Source organism: Kumtagia sp. (assembly GCF_059502445.1).
In genome coordinates this window covers 62,257-83,930 of record NZ_JCACER010000020.1, presented here as the reverse complement: position 1 = coordinate 83,930, position 21,674 = coordinate 62,257, and the positions used below count along the sequence as shown (strand labels likewise).

The window sequence follows — 21,674 nt, the reverse complement described above, 5'->3', positions numbered from 1 at the left end:
GTGAGTCGACTGCCCCTACCTCTAATGAAGCTTGGCGCGGTCGTAAACGGAATATAGGGACGCGGGACCGTGCGGTCAGGGTTCCGTCGCGGCAGACGCCGGCTCAGGACCGGCGGGCAAAGGCGCACAGGAAGGTGCGCACCGCATTGTCGGCCGAGCGTGCCAGTTCCTCCGGGGCGATGTCGTCGCCGAGCAGCAGGGCGATCTGCAGGTCGGCGTTGATCAGCGCCAGGAACTGGCGGGCGGCGAGGTCGGGGTCGTCGAGCTCCAGATGGCCGGCAAGCGCGAGGCGGGCGAGCCGGGCGGCCAGCGCCGACCAGACGCGGGCCGGGCCGTTGTCGCGCCAGTCGGCGAAGAGATCGGGGTAGCGGTCGCCCTCCGACTGGATCAGCTTGCGCAGGAACTTTCCGTCCCGGTTGCAGATGCAGTTGCGCATCAGCCGCACCGCGAAGGTGGAGAGGTCGGCCTGCAGATCGACGGGCTTGTCGGGAAAGGTCGCCAGCGTCTCGAAGATGCCGGCATTGATGCGCTCCGTCACCTCGCGCACCACCGCCCGGAACAGCTTTTCCTTGTCGCCGTGATGATTGTAGATGGTCTGGCGCGACACGTTGGCTTGGGCGGCGATCATGTCGATGTTGGTGCCGCCGAAGCCTTCGCGGCAGAACACGCAGGCGGCAGCGTCGATGATGGAGACGCGCTTCTCCAGATGGCCGCGAGGGCCGGCAATGTCAGGAACCGTGACAGTTGGCATCACGGATTTGTATATAGCTGATTGACATTTTGGACAAGCCCGTCCAAAAAACTCGACATCCATTTGCTGGGCGTGCTGCCGTCGGAGGAGCGGCAGCGCCAAAAATCCAGCCGCCCCACGGCATTCGGCCGTACCGGCCCAACCGAAACGAGCTTGGTCATGCAGCAGAAATTCCTCCGCACCGCGGTCGTCCTCGGCCTGCTATCGGCGATCGGCCCCTTCGCCGTCGACATGTACCTGCCGGCGCTGCCGACCATCGGCCAGGACCTGCGGGCCAGCACCAATGCCGTGCAGATGAGCCTGCTGGTGTTCTTCGTCTCGATGGGGCTCGGCCAGATCGTCGTCGGGCCGATTTCCGACATGGTCGGCCGCCGCGCTCCGCTGCTGGTCGGCCTCGGCCTGTTCATCATCGGCAGCATCGGCTCCGCGCTGGCGCCGACGGTGGAGTCGCTGATCGCCTTCCGTTTCCTGCAGGGCTTCGGCGCCTGCGCCGGCATGGTGGTGCCGAGGGCGATCGTGCGCGACCTGCATACCGGCAACGACGCGGCGCGACTGATGTCGCTGCTGATGCTGGTCTTCAGCGTGTCGCCGATCCTGGCGCCGCTGACCGGCAGCGTCATCATCGAGAGCTTCGGCTGGCGGGCGGTGTTCTGGGCGGTGACGATCGCGGCGGTGGTCGCGGCGGTCATGCTGATGACCGCGCTGAAGGAGACGCGCCCGGCCGAGCACCGGGTCGGCAGTTCCTTCGCCAGCGCGCTGTCCGGCTACCGCTTCCTGCTCGGCGACCGCAATTTCCTCGGGCTCACCTTCATCGGCGGCTTCGGCATCTCCAGCTTCTTCGTCTATCTCGCCAGCTCGTCCTTCATCCTCATCGACCATTACGGCCTGTCGCCCTGGCTCTACAGCGTGTTCTTCTCCATCAACGCGGTCGCCTTCATCGGCATGTCGCAGCTCACCGGCATGCTCGCCGACCGCTTCGGCCTGAAGCGCGTGGTGCGGGTCGCGGTCGTCGGCTACGCGGCGACCATGGTCGTGCTGCTGGCGGTCATGTCGACCGGCGTCGAGCAGCTCGCGGTGATGGCCTCGCTGCTGTTCGTCGGCTACGGCTTTCTCGGCCTGGTCATCCCGACGACCTCGGTGCTGGCGATGGAGGAGCATGGCGCGATCGCCGGCACTGCCTCGGCGCTGATGGGCACGCTGCATTTCGCCACGGGCGCCGTGGCGATGGCGGTGGCGGGCCTGTTCTTCGACGGCACACCGCTACCGATGGTGACCGGCATAGCCGCCTGCGCCGTGATCGCCTTCGCGCTGACCCAACTCACGCTCGGACGCCGCCGCGCGGTCGCCGAGATGCCGGCCGAGTAGGCCGGTCCATCGACTCCGGAGCGGGCGGCCCCCCGCTCTCTTTGAAACGGAGGCGGACTGTGCTTTTTCCAAACAAAGCCGGGTAATTCACGATAGCTGTAGATTTCTTGACAAATTTGCACAAGTTTCATTGACCTGGCGCCAGTGTGGCGATAGTGGGGTGAAATTGTGGCGACGACGCGTCGCCTCCCCCCCACGAATAGCCAGCAGCGCCGGCGGTTTGTCCGCCCCAACCGTAGCCAGCAGATCATCATCAGCACTGGATACGGACGAAAAGCATGCCTTGTCGGGTTGGATCGTTGGCGCGGCTGAACGCGGCGCTGCTGTTGAGTGCTGCCGCCTTGATGGTCCTGCCGCCATCGTCGGCCATGGCGCAGGCGGCGCCGACCGACGAGGCCGAGCAGAAGGAGGCGGAAGCGGAAGCTGACGTGTCCGGGGCGGCCTCCGGGGCGACCGTACTGCAGCGGATCACCGTCGGCGGCCAGTCCGCCAAGGACAAGGCCTACAAGACCCCCGCCGCCGTCACCTCGCTCGACGCCGTAGACGTCGAGCGGTTCGGCCAGAACAGCGTCGGCGACCTGCTGCGTACCGTCCCCGGCGTGTTCACCGAGAGCAATACGCGCTCACCCGCGCTTTCCGTCAACATCCGCGGCATGCAGGATTTCGGCCGCAACGCCGTCACCATCGACGGGGCGCGCCAGAACCTGCAGGTCAGCGGCCACGGCTCCAACGGCTGGGTGTTCGTCGATCCCAACCTGCTCGTCGGCATCGACGTCCAGCGCGGCATCGTCTCCAGCGCCCAGGGTTCGGGCGTCATCGGCGGCGCGGTCGATTTCCGCACCATCGGCGTGGACGACGTCGTGCAGCCCGGCCGCCAGTGGGGCGCGATGACCAAGACGACCTGGGGCGACAACGGCTTCGGCCGTTCCGGAATGGCCGCCGCCGGCGTCAGGGTGAACGAGGATTTCGGCTTCGCCGGCGCGATCAGCGGGCGCAAGTCCTCCGACTACACCGACGCCTGGGGTTTTCCCGTTGTGGGGACGGGCCAGGAGCTGTCATCGGGCCTGCTGAAGCTGAACGCCAATCCCGGGGAGGACCAGAAGCTCGATCTCGGCGCCGTGCTGTACCGCAACGACTGGACCGTCGGCGCGACCGACATGGAGGCGGACGTCAACACCTTCACCGCCGCTTATTCCTATACGCCGGCGGGCAACGACCTGATCGACCTCAGGATCAATGCCTACCACAACGACGCGCGCTTCGAGCAACTGTTCGGGCCGAGCCACATCTCCAGGAACACGCTGGTCGAGTACAAGGACAGGGGCACGGGTGGCAGCATCGCCAACACCTCGCGCTTCGACCTCGGTCAGGCGCAACTCGCCGTCGAATATGGCGGCGAATATTATTTCGACGCCGTGCGGACGACCGCGAGCTCGACGGTGGGCGGAACTCCCGACGGCGCCTATGGCGGCCTGACGCCCGCCGGCGACCGCGGCGTCGGCGGCGTGTTCTCGAAGTCGACGCTGAGCCTCGGCCGGTTCGACCTGATCGGCGCGCTGCGCTACGACGCCTATACGCTGACCGGCTCCGGCTACAATACCTTTCCGGGCGGGCTGATCCCGGTCGGGCCGTTCAGCGTGGACAATTCCGAGGGCAAGCTGACCGGCAAGGGCACGCTGGCGTTCACACCGCTTGAGGGGATCCAGATCTACGGCTCCTGGGGCACGGGCTTTCGCCCGCCGGCCATCACCGAGACGCTGATGGCCGGCATCCATCCCGGCAACATGTCGTTCCTGCGCTTTCGGCCGAATCCGTTCCTCAAGCCGGAGGTCTCGACCGGCTGGGAGGTCGGCGCCAATCTCAGCTTCGACGGCCTGCTGTTCGCGGACGACCGGCTGCGCGTCAAGGCGAGCTATTTCGACAACGAGGTCGAGGACTACATCACCAGCGTCTGGTCGATCGCCGGCGGCATCAACTTCACCTACATGAACACGGCCGACCCGGCCCGGCTGAAAGGTTTCGAGCTCGAGGCCAACTACGATCTCGGTTATGTCTTCGCCGGCCTCGCCTATACCAACACCGATATCCGTCTTGCGCCGCCGGCTCCCACCTTCGGCCTGACGCTCACGCCGCCGAAGGAGGTGTGGACCGCCACCGCCGGCCTGCGCCTGTTCGACGAGCGGCTGACGCTGGGCGGCCGCGTCCGCTTCGTCTCGGAATCCGAGGTATTCAATGTCCTCGGCACCATCACCCCGAACCCGGAGTACCGTCTGTACGACGCCTTCCTCAACCTGCAGGTGTCGGAGAATGTCAGCGCGTTCCTGACGGCCGAGAACATCACCAACGAAGGCTATCTCGTCGCCAAGGACAACTCCTTCCAGTACGGATCCGGCCGGACCATCATGGGCGGCTTCACGACGAAGTTCTGATCCAGGTGGGGCGGCCGGCTGGGGCCATTGGAAGGCTGGCACACAGGCGAGGCATGTTCAGCGGGGGTAGGGCGCCCTCGCGCGAACAAAGGCGAGGCGCTCGGAGACCGTAGTTTTCGGCACCTCCACCAGCGTATAGCCGCACGCGGCATAGGCCGCCGAAACCGCCTCGAAGGTGCGCACCGCCTCGTCGAAATCCTGCTTGCGCTCCTTGTCGCCGCTGTAGATCTCCGGCCAGGGCGGCAGCACGAAGACGGTCGGGTGATAGCGGAAGCGGTCCGCCGCGCTGCGGAAGTGGTCGGGGACGGGCAGCCCGCAGAGTTCCAGATAGCCGATGCAATCGGGAACGCCGCGGTCGAAGAACACCGGGCCGGTCGTTTCGAGCGCCTGCGCGTGGGAGCGCATCTCCCAGGAAAGCATCAACTCGGCGAACAGCGCCCGGTCGCCCCAGGGCAGCGCGCTGCCGCCGACCGTGACCTGGTCGCGGATGACCCCGCGTCCGGCTTCCTCGGTGCCGGCGAAACCTTCGGCGCGCAAAGCGTCGATCAAAGTGGTCTTGCCGGAACCGGGGCCGCCGGTCAGCACGAAGAAGATGTCGGCTTGCAAAATGTTGTCTCTGGAGATTCGGTCTCGCGTACGCACGTGTACGCGTTAGCTTGAAAGTTCGCTCATCACTGCTGTGCGCAGCGTAGGCAGCGCCAGTTTCACGGTTTTCCAGATTTCTTTCGCCAGCACGCGTTCGTAGCTGTGTCGGTAGACGTTGCCCGCGCTCGCTACCGCCCGCCAATCGATCTCCGGGTGCCTTGATTTCAGGTTTTCATCCAGACGACGCGACGCTTCCGATATGATTTCGAGGCATCTGACGACGGCATACAGGCGGAGGATGTCGGCGGCGAACTCTTCTGGTGCTAGCTCGCCGAGGAATTCTTCGGCGAGCGTTATCTGGGCAAGAATGTCCTGAAGGTGGCCCGAGGTTCTGTCAAAAGGCATATACGAGCTCACGTTCGACGTGGTCTCGCAAATATGGCTTGAGTGCGGCTCGGTTGACGACATCGACGGGGAGATCGAAGAGATCGGCGACCACGTTCTTGACGTGAGCGTAGTCGTAAATCGTTAGAACCGTCAGATCGTCCAAATCGACGGCAATATCGATGTCGCTGTCGTGTCGGTTCTCTCCGCGCGCCACCGATCCAAAAACGCCGGCATGAAGGATTCCGTGCGGCCGCAACTCAGGCTCGGCTTTCTTCAGCGTTGCAAGGACATCGGCCAGTTTCATGGCGGCAGATTATCATGGAACAGGAGAAAGTGGAGGCTTCTGTTGCCAGGTGCCTCCGGACCCCGCCTGAAAGTGCTAACCCACAGGACTTGATTCGAGACTATCGCGCCGCATTAAGCAGCGAGACGTGCCTCAGCATAGTTGTCGTTGGCAACTATAAGTTTAGCCCGATAACGGCGGTACAATGCCGGGCAAAAGAACGATCTTTACACCTTCGTCGATCCTGTTTCGCCCCCATCAGAAGCCGCCGCCATCGACGGTGGCTTTTGGTGGAGGCGCCGGGTACCGCCCCCGGGTCCGAACGGCTTATTGCATCGCCTGTTTATCGCCATAGTCAGACAAGCTGACGCCTCGAATATAGGCAGCCGGCCACAGGATTGAAAGCCCCCCTGGCGCAACTTCGGCGTGCCTGTGGATCGTCGTTGCGCTTGACTTAGCGGAAAGCGTCAACAACTCTCCCCCACGTTGCAGCGTTGTCCGCGTCGGACGGGCGATTCGGCCCGTCGAGCGAGGCGCAGAGCCCTGGAGAGGATGGACATGGCCGACTATCTTGCAGACGTGAGAAAATACGATTCCGGCGCCAGCGAGGAGGTCGTCAACAAGATCGTCAAGCATCTCGGCATCGCCCTGCGCAACCGCGATTCCTCGCTGGTCTCGGCGACCGATCCCAAGGAATTGGACCGGGTGAAGGCGAACTGGATCGGCAAGAAGCTTGGCGTGACCGACGGCGCCAAGGCCGACGCGGCGATCGACAAGACGGTCAAGGCGATGGCGGCCGACAACACCAAGAGCCGTGTCACCTTCTATTACCTGACCGCGAAACATCTCGACAAGCTGAGCAGCCTCTGAGGGCAGGATTGCGGCCGGCCGTCAGGCCGGCTTCGGAGGGGACGGGCATGGTGTCCGGAAGCCGCGCTTCCGGGCAGACGTTTGGCTGGTTTCGGCCTCGACAATGATAGCGGCTTTGACCGCTCGCACCGCGCGCCTTCATCCGGTCAAAGCTCATGGCCGCCTGGTAGGGCCGCCACCGCCGGCATCAGCGGTCGGTGAAGACCGCGTTCACCGCCTCCGCCGTGCGCCCGACGACGATGTCGGCTTCCTCGCGCGTCAGGCAGAGCGGCGGCGCGAAGCCGAGGATGTCGCCCTGCGGCATGGCGCGGCCGATAACGCCGCGCTCCAGCAGGGCGGCCGCGACCTGCGGCCCGATCTTGCGCGACACGTCGAAGAATTTCCGGTCGTCCCTGTCCTCGACGAACTCGACCGCCGCGAGCAGCCCGTCGCCGCGGACGTCGCCGACATTCCTGTGTCCGGACAGTGCGTTGGACAGCTCGGTTCGGAAGTAGAGTCCGGTTTCCCGGGCGTTCTTCACGAGGTCCATCTCGTCGATCAGCTCGAGATTGGCGACGCCCGCGGCGGCGCAGATCGGATGCGCGGCATAGGTCCAGCCATGGCCGATGGAGCCGAGCTTGTCCGACCCCTGGACGAGCACCTGCCACACCTTGTCGGAGACGATGACGCCCGACAGCGGCGCGTAGGCCGAGGTCAGCCCCTTGGCGATGGTGATGAGGTCGGGCCTGATGCCGTAGTGATCCGAGCCGAACATCGTGCCGAGGCGGCCGAAGCCGGTCACCACCTCGTCGGCGACCAGCAGCACGTCGTATTTCCTGAGCACGGCCTGGATCTTTTCCCAGTAGCCGGCCGGCGGCGGGACGATGCCGCCGGTGCCGAGGATGGGCTCGCCGATGAAGGCTGCGACCGTATCCGGGCCTTCGGCCAGGATCATCTCTTCCAGCCTGTCGGCGCAATGCTGCGAAAACTGCTCCTCGCTCATCGAGCGGTCGGCGCGGCGGAAGTAGTAGGGTGCCTCGGTGTGCAGGACGGGCGCGCGCGGCAGGTCGAAGGCGTTGTGGAAGAGCTCCAGGCCGGTGAGCGAGCCGGTCATGACGCCGGAGCCGTGATAGCCGCGCCAGCGCGAGATGATCTTCTTCTTCTCGGGCCGGCCGAGCACGTTGTTGTAATACCAGATCAGCTTGATGTTGGTCTCGTTGGCGTCCGATCCCGACAGGCCGAAATAGACCCGGCTCATGCCTTCCGGCGCCCTGTCGATGATCATCTTGGCAAGCCGGATCGACGCTTCCGTGCCGTGGCCGACATAGGCGTGGTAATAGGCGAGGTCCTTCGCCTGGGCGGCGATCGCGTCGGCGATCTTCTGGCGGCCGTAGCCGACATTGACGCAGTAGAGGCCGGCAAAGGCGTCGAGGCTGGTCCTGCCGGCGGTATCGGTGATGTAGACGCCTTCGCCGCCGCCGATGACGCGCGTCGGCGTCTCGCCGCGGGCATGCGTCCCCATATGGGTCGAGGGGTGGAAGAAGTGGTCGCGGTCCCAGGCGGCGAGTTCGTTGGAGCGGTCGTGCATTGCGGGGTCCTCCTGGGTCAGGCTGCGTCGATGCAGAGATATTTGAGATCGGTGAAGGCTTCCAGCCCGTGGCGCGAGCCTTCGCGGCCGAGCCCGGACTGTTTTACGCCGCCGAAGGGGACCGGCGCGCCGGTGATCTTCACGCGGTTGACCGCCACCATGCCATAGTCAAGCGTCCGGCCGAGACGCATCTGCCGGGCGCCGTTGTCGGTGACGACATAGGCGACGAGCCCGTATTCGCTGGCGTTGGCGCGTCTGACCACCTCATCCTCACTGTCGAACATCGTGACGGCGGCGACGGGGCCGAACGTCTCCTCGCGCATGATCAGCGCGTCGTCGCCGAGATCGGCGAGCATGGTCGGCTCGTAAAACAGCGGGCCAGCGCCGTGGCGCTTGCCGCCGGCGAGGCAGCGGGCGCCGCGGGCGAGGGCGTCCTTCACCTGCGCGTCGACCTTGGCAAGCGCGCGTGCGTGCATCAGCGGGCCGATCTCGGTGGCGGGGTCGAGCCCGGCGCCGACCTTCAGCCGCATGATCCGCTCGGCGAAGGCGGCGCAGAAGGCATCATGGATGCCGCGCTGGACATAGATGCGGTTGGCGGCCAGGCAGTCCTGCCCGGACGTGGCGAACTTGGCGGCCATGGCGATGTCGACGGCGCGGTCGAGATCGGCGTCGTCGAAGACGATCAGCGGCGCATGGCCGCCGAGTTCCATGACCAGCCGCTTCATGGTCGGCGCGCATTGCGCGGCGATCAGCCGGCCGATCTCGGTCGAGCCGGTGAAGCTCATGGCGCGGACCCTGGGGTCGGCGCACAGCCTGCCGACGAGGGCTGCCGCATCCCCGGTGACGACGTTGAACACGCCGGCCGGCAACCCCGCCCGCTCGCCGAGCTCGGCCAGCGCCAGCGCCGACAGCGGCGTCTGCGAAGAGGGGTGGGCGACGACGGTGCAGCCGGCGGCCAGCGCCGCGGCCGCCTTGCGGGTCAGCATGGCGGACGGAAAGTTCCACGGGGTGACGATGCCGACGACGCCGACCGGCTCGCGCCGCACCAGCATCTCGGCGTTCGGCAGATGGCTGGTGACGCCCTCCGCGTTCATCCGCTTGCCTTCCTCGGCATACCATTCGACGAAGGACGCGGCGTAGTCGATCTCGCCGAGCGCCTCCCGCAACGGCTTGCCCTGTTCGAGCGTCATCAGCAGCGCGAGGTCGTCCTTCGCCTCGAGCATCAGCCCGTGCCATTTTCGCAGGATCGCGGCGCGCTGCTGCGGCAGAAGGGCCCGCCATCCGGGAAAAGCCCGAGCCGCGGCCTCGATCGCCCTGTCGGCATCGGCAGCCTCCAGCGCGGCGACCCAGGCAACGGTGGCGCCGCTCGCCGGGTCGCTCACCTCGAAGCGGTGTGACGCCGCGCCCGCGGTCCAGCGGCCGTCGACATAAGCGAGTTCGCGCAGCAGGCGGCGGTCGACGAGCGTATCGAGGCCATCGTCGCGGGTGAGGGGGGCAAACAGAGCCGACATGGAGACCTCCGCTTTTTGTTGCGTGAATCGTAGCCGGATGCAGGAGAGAACGAGGCCAAAAGCGTGTAAAAACGCAGCGGAACGGGCCAAAAATCCCGCGTTTCGTGGTGAAACTCTCTATCTTTCGAGCGGCGGTGCCAGCTCGGGCAGGGGCAGGACGACGTCTTCCTTCACCGTGCGCGTGACGATGTAGGTGAAATAACGGTCGATGCCGACGTCGCGTTCAAGCAGGCCGTCGACCAGCCGCTGATAGGCGTCGATGTCGCGCGTCATCACCTTGAGCACATAGTCGACGCCGCCGCCGACCGCCCAGCAGGCGACGATCTCAGGCAGCTCGCGGACGGCGCGCTCGAAACGGTCGAAATCGGCCTGCCGGTGGCTGCCCAGCGTCACCTCCATCAGCACGCTGGCGACCGGCGCGATCACGCGCGGCTCGATCCGCGCGTGATAACCGCCGATGATCCCTGCCTTTTCGAGCTTGCGCAGCCGCAGCCAGCAGGGGGTCGGCGACAGGCCGACCTTTTCCGCCAACGCCAGCTTGGTGATGCGGCCGTCCTGCTGGACGGCCATGAGGATCTTGAGGTCGATCGCGTCGAGCTTGAGGCTGCTCATCGGGAGCGCCGTAGCATGCCGATTGTCGGGGAAATCGTGGAAGCGTCATCCCGCCGAGTACCCCCACCCCTAACCCCTCCCCACAAGGGGGAGGGGGACTTTGCGGCCGCCATGCCATGCGAAACCATCGACGATTGGCGCCTGGCGCGGGCGCAGCAGGATTCCCCTCCTCCTTGTGAGGAGGGGTTAGGGGTGGGGGCAAGTTCGTGTGCGACCGCCCTTTCCTCGATGAGGAAGAGGGGTCGGCCGAAGGTCCTGGGACGAACTGCTCGGAACTGACGGATCAAATCGGAACCTCGGATGTCAACCGGCCACGGCGATCACGCTCGCGCAGTCGCCGGCCTTGACGAGGCCGGGGAAGTGGCGTGCCGTGAGGATGCCGTCCATCTTGGCCCTGATCTCCTGCGGCGCGACGCCGGTGCGCCCGATCGGGTGGATGCGCGCGACGACCTGGTCATGCCTTACCGTGCCGCCGAGGTCGACCATGGTCTCGAACAGTCCATCCTCCTCGGCGAAGCAGAAGCAGTCGCCCGACGGCATGTCCAGCCAGCGCGTCGGCCGGCGGTCGATCTCGCCCGCCAGGATGCCGGCGTGCTTCAGCACGTTGGTAATGCCGCGCCGGGCGATGCGCACGGTCGCCGCCGTCGCAGTGCCGCCGCCGCCGAGCTCCGTGGTCACGAACACCTTGCCCATCTCCTCCGCCGCGGTGTCGTACATGCCGACGGCGTCGATCTCCAGCATCTTCATCGACCACGGCGCGGCGAAGGCCTCGACGGCGGCGAAAGCCCGTGCCGACAGAGCCTGATCCGGAAGGATGTGCGCGGCGCAGAACGGAATGAAATCGAGCGTCTTGCCGCCCGAATGGAAGTCGAGCACGAGATCGGCGCGGGGCAGCAGCTCGCGCCGGAAATAGTCGGCGATCTTCTCGGTCACCGTGCCGTCGGGTTTGCCGGGGAAGGCGCGGTTCAGGTTGCCGCCGTCGATCGGCGAGGTGCGCGTCGCCGCGCGGAAGGCGGGGTAGTTCATGGCCGGCACGATGATGACCGTTCCGCCGACGTCTTCGGCGTCGAGGGTGCGGGCAAGGTCGAACAGGGCGAGCGGCCCCTCATATTCGTCGCCATGGTTGCCGCCGGTGAGCAGCGCGGTCGGGCCGTCGCCGTTGCGCACGACGGCGATCGGGATCATCACCGAACCCCAGGCGGAGTCGTCGCGACTGTAGGGCAGGCGCAGATGGCCGTGCTGGACGCCGTCCTTGTCCAGGTCGATGGTGGGGGAGATGGGGGAGGGTTTCATTGCTCCCGCTCCCTGGCAGTGACGGTGTTTCTTCGCACCCCCCTCTGGCCTGCCGGCCATCTCCCCCGCAAGGGGGGAGATTGGCAGCGTTGGCCTCGCCGACTCGTCTGCAATGTGGGTGATTGGCGAACCCCAAGCGGGCGGCTGATCTCCCCACTTGCGGGGGAGATGTCCGGCCCATTCGACAAGCTCAGGACAGAGAGGGGTGCGAAGCGGATCAGCATCCACATCAATCCTTCACCACCAGCTTCCTCGGCACGTCGGCAAAACACTCGACGCCGGTGTCGGTGATCAGGATCGATTCCGTGATCTCCAGCCCCATCGTCTCCAGCCACAGGCCAGTCATGAAATGGAAGGTCATGCCCGGCCGGAGCTCGGTGCGGTCGCCGGGGCGCAGGCTCATGGTGCGCTCGCCCCAGTCCGGCGGATAGGAGAGGCCGATCGAATAGCCGGTGCGGCTGTCCTTGACGATGCCGTAGCGCTTCAGGACCGCGAAGAAGGCGTTGGCGATGTCCTCGCAGGCGTTGCCCGGCTTCGCCGCCGCGAGCCCCGCCTCCATGCCTTCGAGTGTCGCCTTCTCGGCGTCGAGGAAGGCCTGCGTCGGCTTGCCCAAAAACACCGTGCGCGACAGCGGGCAGTGGTAGCGGTGGTAGCAGCCGGCGATCTCGAAGAACGTGCCTTCGTTCGCCTTCATCGGCTTGTCGTCCCAGGTGAGATGCGGGGCCGACGCGTCTTCGCCGGACGGCAGCAGCGGCACCAGCGCCGGATAGTCGCCGCCGATCCTGCCGTCGGCGCCGTCGACGCCGCGGATGCCGGCGTCATAGATCTCGGCGACGAGGTCGTTTTTGCGCATGCCGACCTCGACCTTTTCGACGATGCGCCGGTGCATGGCTTCCACAATACGCGCCGCCTTGCGCATGTAGCCGATCTCAGTGGGTGACTTGATCGCGCGCTGCCAGTTCACCAGTCCGGTGGCGTCGACCAGGCGGGCGTTGGGCAGGTGTTTTTGCAGCGACAGATAGGCGGCGGCGGAGAACCAGTAATTGTCCAGCTCGACGCCGATGGAAAACTTGTCCCAGCGCCGGGCGGCGAGCACCTCGGCGAGGTAGTCCATCGGGTGCCGCTCGGTCGACTGCACGTAGTGGTCGGCATAGGGGACGATGTTCTCTTCAGCCAGCCAGGCGGTGCGGCGGGCGCCGTTGGCGTCCTGGCCGCGGCCGTACCAGACGGGCTCGCCGTCCGGCGGCACGATCACGGCCTGGTGGACGTAGAACGACCAGCCGTCATAGCCGGTCAGCCAGTGCATGTTGGAGGGATCGCTGACGATCAAAAGGTCGATGCCTTTCGCCGCCATGGCGCGGCGGGTTTTTTTCAGGCGCTCGGCATATTCCTGCCGGCTGAAGCGGAGGTTAGGGGTGCCCATTCTTCTTGCTCTTCCTGTCTGCCGTTCAGCCTTCGAAAACCGTGCCCGCGCCGGCCGCGCTGGCACGGTTGCGCGCCAGCGTTGCGATCGCGGTGTCCTGGACGCCGGTTCCTGTCAGATCCGCCACCGTGATGTCGTCGGCCGAGCGGCGGCCGTGCTTGAGGCCGGCGATCACCTCGCCGAGTTCCGTCACCTCCGCATCACCTGAGATCAGTCCGGCCTCGATTGCGTGGTGCAGCTCGCCGAGCCGCCGAGTCTGGCGGGCGGCGTCGGCGACATAGAGGTCGGCGAGCCTGAGAATTGCCGGCGCGATCTCGTTCTTGTGCTCGGCGTCCGAGCCCATCGCCGTGACGTGCTGGCCGGCGGCGATCCAGCCGGCCTGGATAATCGGTTCGGTCGCTGGCGTGGTGGTAACGATGATGTCCGACCCGGCGGCCGCCTCCGCCGGGTCGGACGTGGCGCGTATGATGATGCCGAGCTGCTCACGCAGCGCCCCCGCCGCGGCTTCCGCCCTGGCAACATCACGCGCCCATATGCGCGCTTCCGCGATCGGTCGGACCAGCGTCAGCGCCTCCAGCTGCAGTCTTGCCTGCACGCCGGCGCCGAAGATCGCCGCGACCGAGGAGTTTTCGCGCGACAGGTGCTTTGCCGCGACGGCGCCGGCGGCGGCGGTGCGGATGTCGGTGAGAAAGCCGTTGTCCAAGAGCAGCGCCTCGACCAGGCCGGTTTTGGCGGACAGCAGCACCATCATGCCGTTGAGGCTGGGCAGGCCGAGTTTCGGATTGTCGAAGAAGCCGGGGCTGATCTTGATGGCGAAGGCGTCGAGGCCGGGCACATAGGCGGTCTTCACGTCGACCTCGCCGCGGTGGTCGGGGATGTCGAGACGCATGATCGGCGGCATCGCCACCGGCAGGGTGGCGAGCGCGCGGAAGGCATTTTCCACGCAGGCGACGGCGTCGAGGTCGAGCCGCACGATCTTGCGCAGGTCGGCCTCGGTCAGGATGGTCATGCGGGCCATGTCAGCGTGCCTCCGTTGCGTCGGCCCAGCTTCCGCAGACGATGCCGCGGTGCAGGTCCATGTCGATGTTGCGGCCGGAGACGAGCACGACCGTCTCGCCGTCGAGCCTGACCTTGCCGGCGAGGATGGCGGCGATGCCGACCGCGCCGGCGCCCTCGACGACCTCGCGCTCGGCCGCGTAGGCGTGGCGGATGCCGGCGGCGATCTCGGCCTCGGTGAGCAGCACGACGTCGTCGAGCAGGTTCTTGCACATCTGGAAGGTCAGGCGGTTGGCGAGGCCGATGCCGCCGCCGAGCGAATCGGCGAGCGTCGGCAACTCCTCGACCTGCACCGGCCGACCGGCGTCGAGGCTCGCCTTCATGGCGGCGCCGCGATGCATCGACACGCCGACGATCCTGGTCGACGGCAAAAGGCCTTTGACCGCCGCGGCGATGCCGGCGGCAAGCCCGCCGCCGGAGAGTTGCACCAGCACCGTCCGCGCAGTCGGCACGACTTCGATCATCTCCAGTCCGAGCGTGCCCTGTCCGGCGACGACCGCGGCGTCGTCGAAGGGCGGCACCATCGCCAGCCCGTCCGTCTCGACGAGGCGGTCGACCTCGTCCTGGGCATCGTCCTGGCTGCCGCCGACGATGCGGATCTCGGCGCCGAGCCGGCGGATTTCCGCGACCTTGTTCTCGGGCACCAGCTTCGACATGCAGATGACGGCGCGCACGCCCTCCAGCCTGGCCGCGTGGGCAAGGGCGCGGCCATGATTGCCGGTGGAGGCGGCGACCACGCCGCGCGCCTTCTCGGCGGCGCTCAGCTGCGCGATGGCGTTGGAGGCGCCGCGCAGCTTGAAGCTGCCGGTGGTCTGGCGGTGCTCCAGCTTGAGGAACACCGGCACGCCGGCGATCTCCGACAGCGATGCCGAGGGGACCGTCGCCGTCGGCTCGATCCGCCCGGCGATCCGCCGCCGCGCCGCCTCGATATCGGCAAGGGAGACCGGCTGCATCATCTTATCCGTCGCGTTGGAGAGGGAGTCGGAAACCATGGCGCTACCGGACGATCGGCCCGGCCGGGGTTTTGGTCAGCACCTCCGCGCCCGTTTCCGTCAGAAACACCGTGTTGGAGACGAAGTCGTCGCCGCGCCCGGTGCCCATCAGCCAGGACAGGATGTGGAAGCTCATGCCCGTCTCGACGACGAGGTCGGAATCATGCCTGAGCCCCGTCACCGAATTGCCGCCGGTCCAGGACGGCGGCTGGCCGATGCCGACGAGGTAGCCGCAGTGGTGGCGGCGATAGTGGGAGAGGCCGGCCGCATCGACGACGTCCTGCCAGGCGGCATAGACGTCGCGCGCCCTGACGCCGGGCCGCAGCGCCGCGACGACGGCGTCGAAGGCGCGCGCCGTCACTTCTGCCATGGCGGCGTCCTCGGCCCCGATACCGCCGATGCGGACGAGCCGGCCGAGCGGTGCATGGTAGCGCGACAGGCAGCCGGAGAGTTCGAGGAACACCGGCTCGCCATTGCGGTAGACGCCGTCGCCCCAGGTGGTGTGCTCCTCGCCGAGGCGGGATGCCGGGCGGATGAACGGGCCGAAACCCGGCGGGTGCCCGCCGGCGCGGAGCATCGCCGCGACGCATTGCGCGGCGACCTCCCGTTCGGCGGCACCGTCGGCGATGGCGTCGATCGCAGCTGCCGCGGCGGCGTCGCTGACGGCGGCGGCGCGGCGCATCAGCGCCTGCTCCTCGGCGCTCTTGACCCGGCGCATTCCGTCCACCACGCCGGAGACGTCGCTCCACAGGGCGTCCTGCTGTGCCTGCAATTTCAGGGCGAGGCCGTGGCTCAGGCCGGCGGTCCAGCATTCGAGGCCGATGCGCTTGCCGGCCAGCCCGCGTTCGCCGAGCAGCCGCGCGGCGAGGTCGGCGGCGGTCTCGCTGTCGGAATGGCCGTAAAAATCCGCTGCCGTCACCTGTTTCTCGATCGTCACCCTCTCCATCGCGCGGGTGACCAGGACCGGTCTTCCGTCGAGAGGGACGATCAGCAGATGCGGCGCGAAATAGCCCCAGTGGTCGAGGCCGATCAGGTAGAAGACGCTTTCGGGCGCGGCGAAGACGGCGGCATCCACCTGCCGCGCGGCGAGCAGCCCGCGCAGCCTTGCCAGGCGCCCGGCGATCTCGGCTTCGGTGAAGGGGTTGCGATCCATCAGGCGGCGCCTCGAATTCCGTCAACAATTCCCGGCAAGGTCATAATGTGCACAACTGTTGGGCGGCTCCGCTCAAGAATGCGGCTGGTCGCGCGGCATTGTCTGGATAGCTACATCTTTGCTTGCAAGCTGTCTAGGCTAGTTGTATACGTCTATGCAACTTGCCGGCGACCTGGAGGAAGGCGTCGGCAGTCCGAGCCTGGCTACCAAGAAAAAGGGGAACCTATGTCCAGATCATCGATGTCCCGCCGTATGGCGATCAAGTCCGCCGCCGTCCTGGCGCTTTCCGCCGCGACGTTCGCGGCGGTGCCGGCGTTCGCCCAATCGACGCTCGAAAAGGCGAAGGCGGATGGATACATCCGCGTCGGCTTCGCCAACGAGGCGCCGTTCGGCTTCGCCACGCCCGACGGCAAGCTGACCGGCGAGGCCCCGGAAGTGGCCAAGGCGGTGCTCGCCAAGATGGGCATCGCGCAGGTCGACGGCGTGCTGACCGAATTCGGCTCGCTCATCCCCGGCCTCAAGGCCGGACGTTTCGACATCATCGCCGCCGGCATGTTCATCAATCCCAAGCGCTGCGCCGAGATCAATTTTTCCGAGCCATCCTACGGCATCGGCCAGGCCATGCTGGTGCAGCAGGGCAATCCGAAGGGCGTGAAGGACTATTCGAGCATCAAGGACAATGCCGACCTCAAGCTTGCCGTGATGGCCGGCGCGGTCGAGAGCGGCTACGCCAAGGATGCCGGCGTGGCGCAGGAGCAGATCGTGTCGCTGCCGGACCAGTCGAGCCTGGTCGCCGCCGTGCAGTCGGGCCGCGCCGACGCCGCCGCGCTGACGGCGCTGTCGATCGCCGACATGGCCAAGAAGGCGGAAGGGGTGGAATCGACCACGCCGTTCGGCGAGGTCGCCGGCAAGTCGGTGAAGGGCCATGGCGGCTTCGGCTTCCGCAAGGACGACACCGACCTGCTCGAGGCCTTCAACGCCGAGCTGGCGAAATTCCTCGGCTCCCCCGAGCATATCGCCCTCGTCGAGCCGCTCGGCTTCGGCAAGGACTATCTGCCGAACAAGACGACTGCCCAACTCTGCGCGGGTGAGTAGTCTGCCCACCCCAGGGCGGCGCGCCGTCGCCGCCCTCGCCAGAACGGGGTAGCGCATGGGTATTCCGACGCTCGTTGCGATGCTGGTCGCGGCACTCGCCGTGATCGGCGTGCTTTCCTTCCGGGAAGAGTACAGCCTGTTCGTGCCGGGCCTGCTGCAGGGCGCGGTGCTGACGCTGGAGATCGCCGTGCTCGGCTCGCTGCTGGCGGTGGCCGCCGGCGTGCTCGCCGCGCTCGCCCGGCTCTACGGGCCGGCGCCGCTGCGCTGGCTGGCGACGGTCTATGTCGAGATCTTTCGCGGCACCTCGGCGCTGGTGCAGTTGTTCTGGTTGTTTTTCGTGCTGCCGCAGTTCGGCGTGACGCTCGACGCCTTTCCGGTGGCGGTGCTGGCGCTCGGCCTCAATGTCGGCGCCTACGGGTCGGAGGTGGTGCGCGGCGCCATCCAGTCTGTGCCGCGCGGCCAGTGGGAAGCCTCGACGGCGCTCAACATGAGCCGGCCGCAGATGCTGCGCCGCATCATCCTGCCGCAGGCCTTCATCGCCATGATCCCGCCTTGGGGCAATCTGTTCATCGAGCTCTTGAAGTCGACGGCACTGGTGTCGCTGATCACGCTGTCGGACCTGGCGTTCCGCGCCCAGCAGATGAACCAGACGACGCTGAAGACGGTGCCGATCTTCACGCTGGTGCTGCTGATGTACCTGGTCATGTCGCTGGCGATCACCATCGTCATGCGGATGCTCGAGCGGCGGGCCTCGCTGGGGCTGGCGCGGGGGAGGGCGGCATGATCTGGGACTGGGCCTTCGCACTGGAGATCCTGCCGACGCTGGCGCGGGCGGCGGTGGTCACGGTGCAGGCGACGCTGCTCGGCTTCGTCATCGCCGCCGGGCTCGGGCTGGTGCTGGCGGTGGTCCGCATCGCCGTCCCGGCGACGGCCTGGACGATCTCGGTGCTGGTCGAGCTGATCCGCTCGACGCCGCTGCTCATCCAGATCTTCTTCCTGTATTTCGTCTTCCCGAAGTTCGGCATCGTGCTCGACGCCTTCACCGCCGGCGTGCTGGCGATCGGCATCCACTACGCCGCCTACTGCTCCGAGGTGTACCGCGCCGGCTTCGACAACATCCCGCGCGGGCAGTGGGAGGCTTCCATCGCCCTCAACCTGTCGGCGTGGACGACCTTCCGCGACATCATCATCCCGCAGGCGGTGCCGCCGGTGGTGCCGGCGCTCGGCAATTATCTGGTGGCGCTGTTCAAGGAGACGCCGCTGCTGTCGGCCATCGCCGTGCTCGAGCTCATGCAGACGGCCAAGATCATCGGCTCGGAAACTTTCCGCTACACCGAGCCGATCACCCTGGTCGGCGTGTTCTTCCTGGTCATGAGCCTGATATCGGCCGCGCTCATCCGTCTCATCGAGCGCCTGCTCAACAGGAGGATCCTGCGATGACCGACCAACCGATGGTCCGCTTCGACAATGTGTCGAAGCGCTACGGCCCGCTGACCGTGCTGGACGGGCTCAACCTCGACATCATGCGCGGCGAGAAGGTCTCTGTCATCGGCCCGTCCGGCTCCGGCAAGACGACGGTGCTGCGGATGCTGATGACGCTGGAGAAGATCAACGACGGCGTCATCTGGGTCGAGGGCGAGCCGCTGACCCATATGGAGCGCAATGGCAAGCTGGTGCCGGCCGACCTCGCGCATGTGCGCCGGGTGCGCGGCAAGATCGGCATGGTGTTCCAGTCCTTCAACCTGTTCCCGCACATGACGGCGATGCAGAACTGCATCGAGGCGCCGGTGACGGTGCTCGGCATGAAGCGGGCGGAGGCCGAGGCGCGCGCCGCCGAACTGCTCGGCATGGTCGGGCTGTCGCAGAAGAAGGACCACTATCCCTCGCAGCTTTCCGGCGGCCAGCAGCAGCGCGTCGCCATCGCCCGCGCGCTCGCCATGCGGCCGAAGATCATGCTGTTCGACGAGGTGACCTCGGCGCTCGATCCGGAGCTTGTGGGCGAAGTGCTGCAGGTGATAAGGCAGATCGGACGCGAGCATGACCTCACGATGCTGATGGTGACGCACCAGATGGGTTTCGCCAGGGAATTCTCCGACCGCGTCTGCTTCTTCTATCAGGGCAAGATCTGCGAGCAGGGGCCGCCGGCCGAGCTGTTCGGTGCGCCGAAGAACGAGCGCACGCGGCAGTTCCTCAATGCCGTTCTGGAGGCGGGATGACGCTTGGAGAGGAGGCCGTTCTCGAGGCGGAGACGCTTGCCGTGGTCCGGCCGTCGTCGGTGAGGGAGCGCTTCGAGCGCATCTACGGCATCCTGCGCGACCGCATCTGCGTGCTCGACTATCCGCCGGGCAGCCGGCTGTCGGAGGAGGAGCTGGCGCAGGAGTTCGAGATCAGCCGCACCCCGGTACGCCGCGTACTGGCCCGGCTTGAGTCGGAGGGGCTGGTGCAATCGGTGCACGGCGTCGGCACAATCGTCACCGACGTCGACATCGAGGAGTTGCAGCAGGTCTATCACCTGCGGCTGGAGTTGGCGACGCTGACCGGCAAGCTGTCGCCCATCCCGCGCACGGCGGCCGACCTCGACCGCATCCGGGCGCTGATCGCTCGCTGCGACGCGGCGCTGCTCAACCCGGACCAGCGCGTCTTCCTGCGCCTCAACATGGAGTTCGTCGCCGAGATCACCGCCATCACCGGCAACCAGCCGCTGCGCGAGGTCAGCGAGCGGCTTTACGTGCAGGTGGCGCGCGTCGTGCTGAAGATGATGCCGCAGCTCGGTCTGGTCGAGGAGTTCACTGCATTCCGCAACGAGATGGCGGAGGTGCTGGCGGCCGCCGAGATCGGCGACCTGGAATCGATCGGCCATATCAGGCGTGCCCATATCTCCATGAGTTTCCGCCGCATGATGCTCAACCGGGATTCCGCGCGGGATTCCTGATTGCGCTGCGCTGACGGCCGCGCGGCTGGCGCCTACCGGACAGGATGGGCGATCATCCGCGTTTTGCAGCGCCGCGATTGTGCTCGTCCCGGTACAAACGCGCGGTCGCTTCCTCGGTTGCCCGCCGCTCCGCCGGGCCGCGGCGGCGGCGTGTCATCAGCGCATACGCGATCAGCAGTCCCAGGATCACCGGTCCGCATGCCACGACGAAAAGCCAGAGCATTTCCATGGCGATTCAACTCCGTTTGCTGCCCCGAAGGGCCTCCTACCGCAACCGGTCCGGCGTGGATTCGTTCCGCTCGCCGGTCAACGAGATCGCGCGGCTCGAATATGCGGCCCCGGCGAACCGGATGCGTCGCATTCATGACGGGACGCCGGTGGTCAGGGGTGAGCCTCCCATAGGTCGAGCGGCATACGACATTCACCGGGAATTCCGGGAGGGGGCGGTGATTGTGGCGGGCAGGTGGGGTATCCTGTCGGCCGGAAAAGAATCAGCCGAAAGCCGATGCGCCAGTATCTCGACCTCCTCGACCACGTCCTGACCAAGGGGACCGACCGCCCCGATCGCACGGGCACCGGCACGCGCTCGGTGTTCGGCTACCAGATGCGCTTCGACCTCGGCCGGGGTTTTCCCGTCACCACCACCAAGAAGCTGCATCTGAAGTCGATCATCCACGAGCTTCTGTGGTTCCTGGCCGGCGACACCAACGTCAAATATCTCAACGACCACGGCGTCACGATCTGGAACGAATGGGCCGACGAGAACGGCGACCTCGGGCCGGTCTATGGCAAGCAGTGGCGCTCCTGGCCGAAACGCGACGGCGGCGAGATCGACCAGATCGCCGAGCTTCTCATCCAGTTGCGCAAGAACCCCTCGTCGCGGCGGCTGATCGTCTCGGCCTGGAACCCGGAGGAGGTGGACGCCATGGCGCTGCCGCCATGCCACTGCCTGTTCCAGTTCTACGTCGCCGACGGCAAGCTGTCCTGCCAGCTCTACCAGCGGTCCGCCGACATCTTTCTCGGCGTCCCCTTCAACATCGCCTCCTATGCGCTGCTGACCCTGATGGTCGCGCAGGTGACCGGCCTCAAGCCCGGCGATTTCGTGCACACGCTGGGTGACGCGCATCTCTACGCCAACCATTTCGAGCAGGCGCGCGAGCAGTTGCGGCGCACGCCCAAGCCGCTGCCGACGATGCGGCTCAATCCGGCGGTGCGCGATCTCTTCGCCTTCCGCTACGAGGATTTTTCGCTGGAGAACTATGTGGCCGACCCCGCGATCAAGGCGCCGATCGCGGTGTGAGCGGGCAAGCGGGCACCAACCGGCGCCGGTTTGCTCGGGCCGGCGACTTTGCCATAATTCCCGAAAACCG

At 66.6% G+C, this 21,674-nt stretch carries 24 protein-coding genes and 1 other RNA gene; 10 read left to right on the top strand and 15 right to left on the bottom strand.

The window, feature by feature from the left end; translation table 11 throughout:
- Positions 1 to 103 precede the first annotated feature (103 nt).
- A complete protein-coding gene (locus tag AC5JDC_RS08625; RefSeq protein WP_495840876.1) occupies positions 104 to 751 on the bottom strand; it encodes a TetR/AcrR family transcriptional regulator in 648 nt (215 codons plus the stop codon).
- Entirely contained in the window at positions 751 to 912 is a 162-nt protein-coding gene (locus tag AC5JDC_RS08620) for a hypothetical protein (protein WP_165816225.1), read from the bottom strand. Before AC5JDC_RS08620 ends, AC5JDC_RS08625 begins: the two co-directional genes overlap by 1 nt.
- Between AC5JDC_RS08620 and AC5JDC_RS08615 the strand changes: the two genes are divergently transcribed.
- Positions 911 to 2,116: a multidrug effflux MFS transporter gene (locus AC5JDC_RS08615; protein ID WP_495840874.1), complete on the top strand. Its 1,206-nt coding sequence runs from the start codon at positions 911 to 913 to the stop codon at positions 2,114 to 2,116. The genes AC5JDC_RS08620 and AC5JDC_RS08615 overlap by 2 nt on opposite strands.
- A 299-nt stretch (positions 2,117 to 2,415) precedes the next feature.
- Positions 2,416 to 4,545 (top strand): TonB-dependent receptor domain-containing protein, encoded by a 2,130-nt coding sequence (locus AC5JDC_RS08610; RefSeq protein WP_495840872.1) that lies wholly within the window; start codon positions 2,416 to 2,418, stop codon positions 4,543 to 4,545.
- A 57-nt stretch (positions 4,546 to 4,602) separates the two neighbouring features.
- On the opposite strand, the gene AC5JDC_RS08605 is transcribed toward AC5JDC_RS08610, so the two are convergent.
- The 4 genes from AC5JDC_RS08605 to ssrA all read right to left on the bottom strand — a co-directional run bounded on the left by AC5JDC_RS08605 (position 4,603) and on the right by ssrA (position 6,208).
- A complete protein-coding gene (locus AC5JDC_RS08605; protein WP_495840870.1) occupies positions 4,603 to 5,151 on the bottom strand; it encodes an AAA family ATPase in 549 nt (182 codons plus the stop codon).
- Between the two features lie 45 nt (positions 5,152 to 5,196).
- Positions 5,197 to 5,535: a HepT-like ribonuclease domain-containing protein gene (locus AC5JDC_RS08600; RefSeq protein ID WP_495840868.1), complete on the bottom strand. Its 339-nt coding sequence runs from the start codon at positions 5,533 to 5,535 to the stop codon at positions 5,197 to 5,199.
- Entirely contained in the window at positions 5,525 to 5,821 is a 297-nt protein-coding gene (locus tag AC5JDC_RS08595) for a nucleotidyltransferase family protein (RefSeq protein ID WP_495840866.1), read from the bottom strand. Before AC5JDC_RS08595 ends, AC5JDC_RS08600 begins: the two co-directional genes overlap by 11 nt.
- A gap of 28 nt (positions 5,822 to 5,849) precedes the next feature.
- Positions 5,850 to 6,208, bottom strand: a transfer-messenger RNA (tmRNA) gene (gene ssrA / locus AC5JDC_RS08590).
- A gap of 150 nt (positions 6,209 to 6,358) precedes the next feature.
- Here ssrA and AC5JDC_RS08585 point away from each other — a divergent pair.
- On the top strand, positions 6,359 to 6,670 hold the full coding sequence (locus tag AC5JDC_RS08585) for a DUF2853 family protein (RefSeq protein WP_495840864.1): 312 nt from the start codon (positions 6,359 to 6,361) through the stop codon (positions 6,668 to 6,670).
- A 187-nt stretch (positions 6,671 to 6,857) separates the two neighbouring features.
- Here the strand turns inward: AC5JDC_RS08585 and AC5JDC_RS08580 are convergent, their stop codons facing one another.
- The 8 genes from AC5JDC_RS08580 to AC5JDC_RS08545 form a co-directional block, all read right to left on the bottom strand.
- On the bottom strand, positions 6,858 to 8,237 hold the full coding sequence (locus AC5JDC_RS08580; protein ID WP_495840862.1) for an aspartate aminotransferase family protein: 1,380 nt from the start codon (positions 8,235 to 8,237) through the stop codon (positions 6,858 to 6,860).
- Positions 8,238 to 8,254: 17 nt separating this feature from the next.
- Positions 8,255 to 9,748: an NAD-dependent succinate-semialdehyde dehydrogenase gene (locus AC5JDC_RS08575; protein ID WP_495840860.1), complete on the bottom strand. Its 1,494-nt coding sequence runs from the start codon at positions 9,746 to 9,748 to the stop codon at positions 8,255 to 8,257.
- 117 nt (positions 9,749 to 9,865) lie between these two features.
- Positions 9,866 to 10,360, bottom strand: coding sequence for an Lrp/AsnC family transcriptional regulator (locus AC5JDC_RS08570; protein ID WP_495840859.1), 495 nt, complete (start codon positions 10,358 to 10,360; stop codon positions 9,866 to 9,868).
- A 303-nt stretch (positions 10,361 to 10,663) separates the two neighbouring features.
- Entirely contained in the window at positions 10,664 to 11,653 is a 990-nt protein-coding gene (doeB, locus tag AC5JDC_RS08565) for a N(2)-acetyl-L-2,4-diaminobutanoate deacetylase DoeB (protein ID WP_495840857.1), read from the bottom strand.
- Positions 11,654 to 11,882: 229 nt separating this feature from the next.
- Positions 11,883 to 13,076 (bottom strand): ectoine hydrolase DoeA, encoded by a 1,194-nt coding sequence (gene doeA, locus AC5JDC_RS08560; RefSeq protein WP_495840855.1) that lies wholly within the window; start codon positions 13,074 to 13,076, stop codon positions 11,883 to 11,885.
- Positions 13,077 to 13,101: 25 nt separating this feature from the next.
- A complete protein-coding gene (eutC, locus tag AC5JDC_RS08555) occupies positions 13,102 to 14,094 on the bottom strand; it encodes an ectoine utilization protein EutC (protein ID WP_495840853.1) in 993 nt (330 codons plus the stop codon).
- A 1-nt stretch (position 14,095) separates the two neighbouring features.
- A complete protein-coding gene (eutB, locus tag AC5JDC_RS08550) occupies positions 14,096 to 15,085 on the bottom strand; it encodes a hydroxyectoine utilization dehydratase EutB (RefSeq protein ID WP_495840910.1) in 990 nt (329 codons plus the stop codon).
- 43 nt (positions 15,086 to 15,128) lie between these two features.
- Complete coding sequence (locus AC5JDC_RS08545; RefSeq protein ID WP_495840851.1) at positions 15,129 to 16,277, bottom strand: M24 family metallopeptidase; 1,149 nt, start codon at positions 16,275 to 16,277, stop codon at positions 15,129 to 15,131.
- A 252-nt stretch (positions 16,278 to 16,529) separates the two neighbouring features.
- On the opposite strand from AC5JDC_RS08545, the gene ehuB reads away from it, so the two are divergent.
- From ehuB to AC5JDC_RS08520, 5 genes are read left to right on the top strand one after another with little or no spacing between them, the layout of a single operon-like run.
- Positions 16,530 to 17,372, top strand: coding sequence for an ectoine/hydroxyectoine ABC transporter substrate-binding protein EhuB (ehuB, locus tag AC5JDC_RS08540; protein WP_495840849.1), 843 nt, complete (start codon positions 16,530 to 16,532; stop codon positions 17,370 to 17,372).
- A gap of 55 nt (positions 17,373 to 17,427) precedes the next feature.
- Positions 17,428 to 18,156 carry an ectoine/hydroxyectoine ABC transporter permease subunit EhuC gene (gene ehuC, locus AC5JDC_RS08535; protein ID WP_495840848.1) on the top strand — a complete coding sequence of 243 codons (729 nt, stop codon included), beginning with the start codon at positions 17,428 to 17,430 and terminating at the stop codon, positions 18,154 to 18,156.
- Positions 18,153 to 18,812 (top strand): ectoine/hydroxyectoine ABC transporter permease subunit EhuD, encoded by a 660-nt coding sequence (gene ehuD, locus AC5JDC_RS08530; RefSeq protein WP_495840846.1) that lies wholly within the window; start codon positions 18,153 to 18,155, stop codon positions 18,810 to 18,812. Before ehuC ends, ehuD begins: the two co-directional genes overlap by 4 nt.
- A complete protein-coding gene (ehuA, locus tag AC5JDC_RS08525; RefSeq protein ID WP_106775160.1) occupies positions 18,809 to 19,588 on the top strand; it encodes an ectoine/hydroxyectoine ABC transporter ATP-binding protein EhuA in 780 nt (259 codons plus the stop codon). The genes ehuD and ehuA overlap by 4 nt, the downstream gene beginning before the upstream one ends.
- Complete coding sequence (locus AC5JDC_RS08520) at positions 19,585 to 20,304, top strand: GntR family transcriptional regulator (protein WP_106775161.1); 720 nt, start codon at positions 19,585 to 19,587, stop codon at positions 20,302 to 20,304. Before ehuA ends, AC5JDC_RS08520 begins: the two co-directional genes overlap by 4 nt.
- A 52-nt stretch (positions 20,305 to 20,356) precedes the next feature.
- On the opposite strand, the gene AC5JDC_RS08515 is transcribed toward AC5JDC_RS08520, so the two are convergent.
- Positions 20,357 to 20,533 (bottom strand): hypothetical protein, encoded by a 177-nt coding sequence (locus tag AC5JDC_RS08515; RefSeq protein WP_495840843.1) that lies wholly within the window; start codon positions 20,531 to 20,533, stop codon positions 20,357 to 20,359.
- Here AC5JDC_RS08515 and AC5JDC_RS08510 point away from each other — a divergent pair.
- Both AC5JDC_RS08510 and AC5JDC_RS08505 read left to right on the top strand, forming a co-directional pair.
- On the top strand, positions 20,532 to 20,846 hold the full coding sequence (locus AC5JDC_RS08510; protein ID WP_495840841.1) for a hypothetical protein: 315 nt from the start codon (positions 20,532 to 20,534) through the stop codon (positions 20,844 to 20,846). The two genes, AC5JDC_RS08515 and AC5JDC_RS08510, sit on opposite strands and share 2 nt — an antisense overlap.
- Positions 20,810 to 21,604 carry a thymidylate synthase gene (locus AC5JDC_RS08505; protein WP_495840838.1) on the top strand — a complete coding sequence of 265 codons (795 nt, stop codon included), beginning with the start codon at positions 20,810 to 20,812 and terminating at the stop codon, positions 21,602 to 21,604. The genes AC5JDC_RS08510 and AC5JDC_RS08505 overlap by 37 nt, the downstream gene beginning before the upstream one ends.
- Positions 21,605 to 21,674 lie beyond the last annotated feature (70 nt).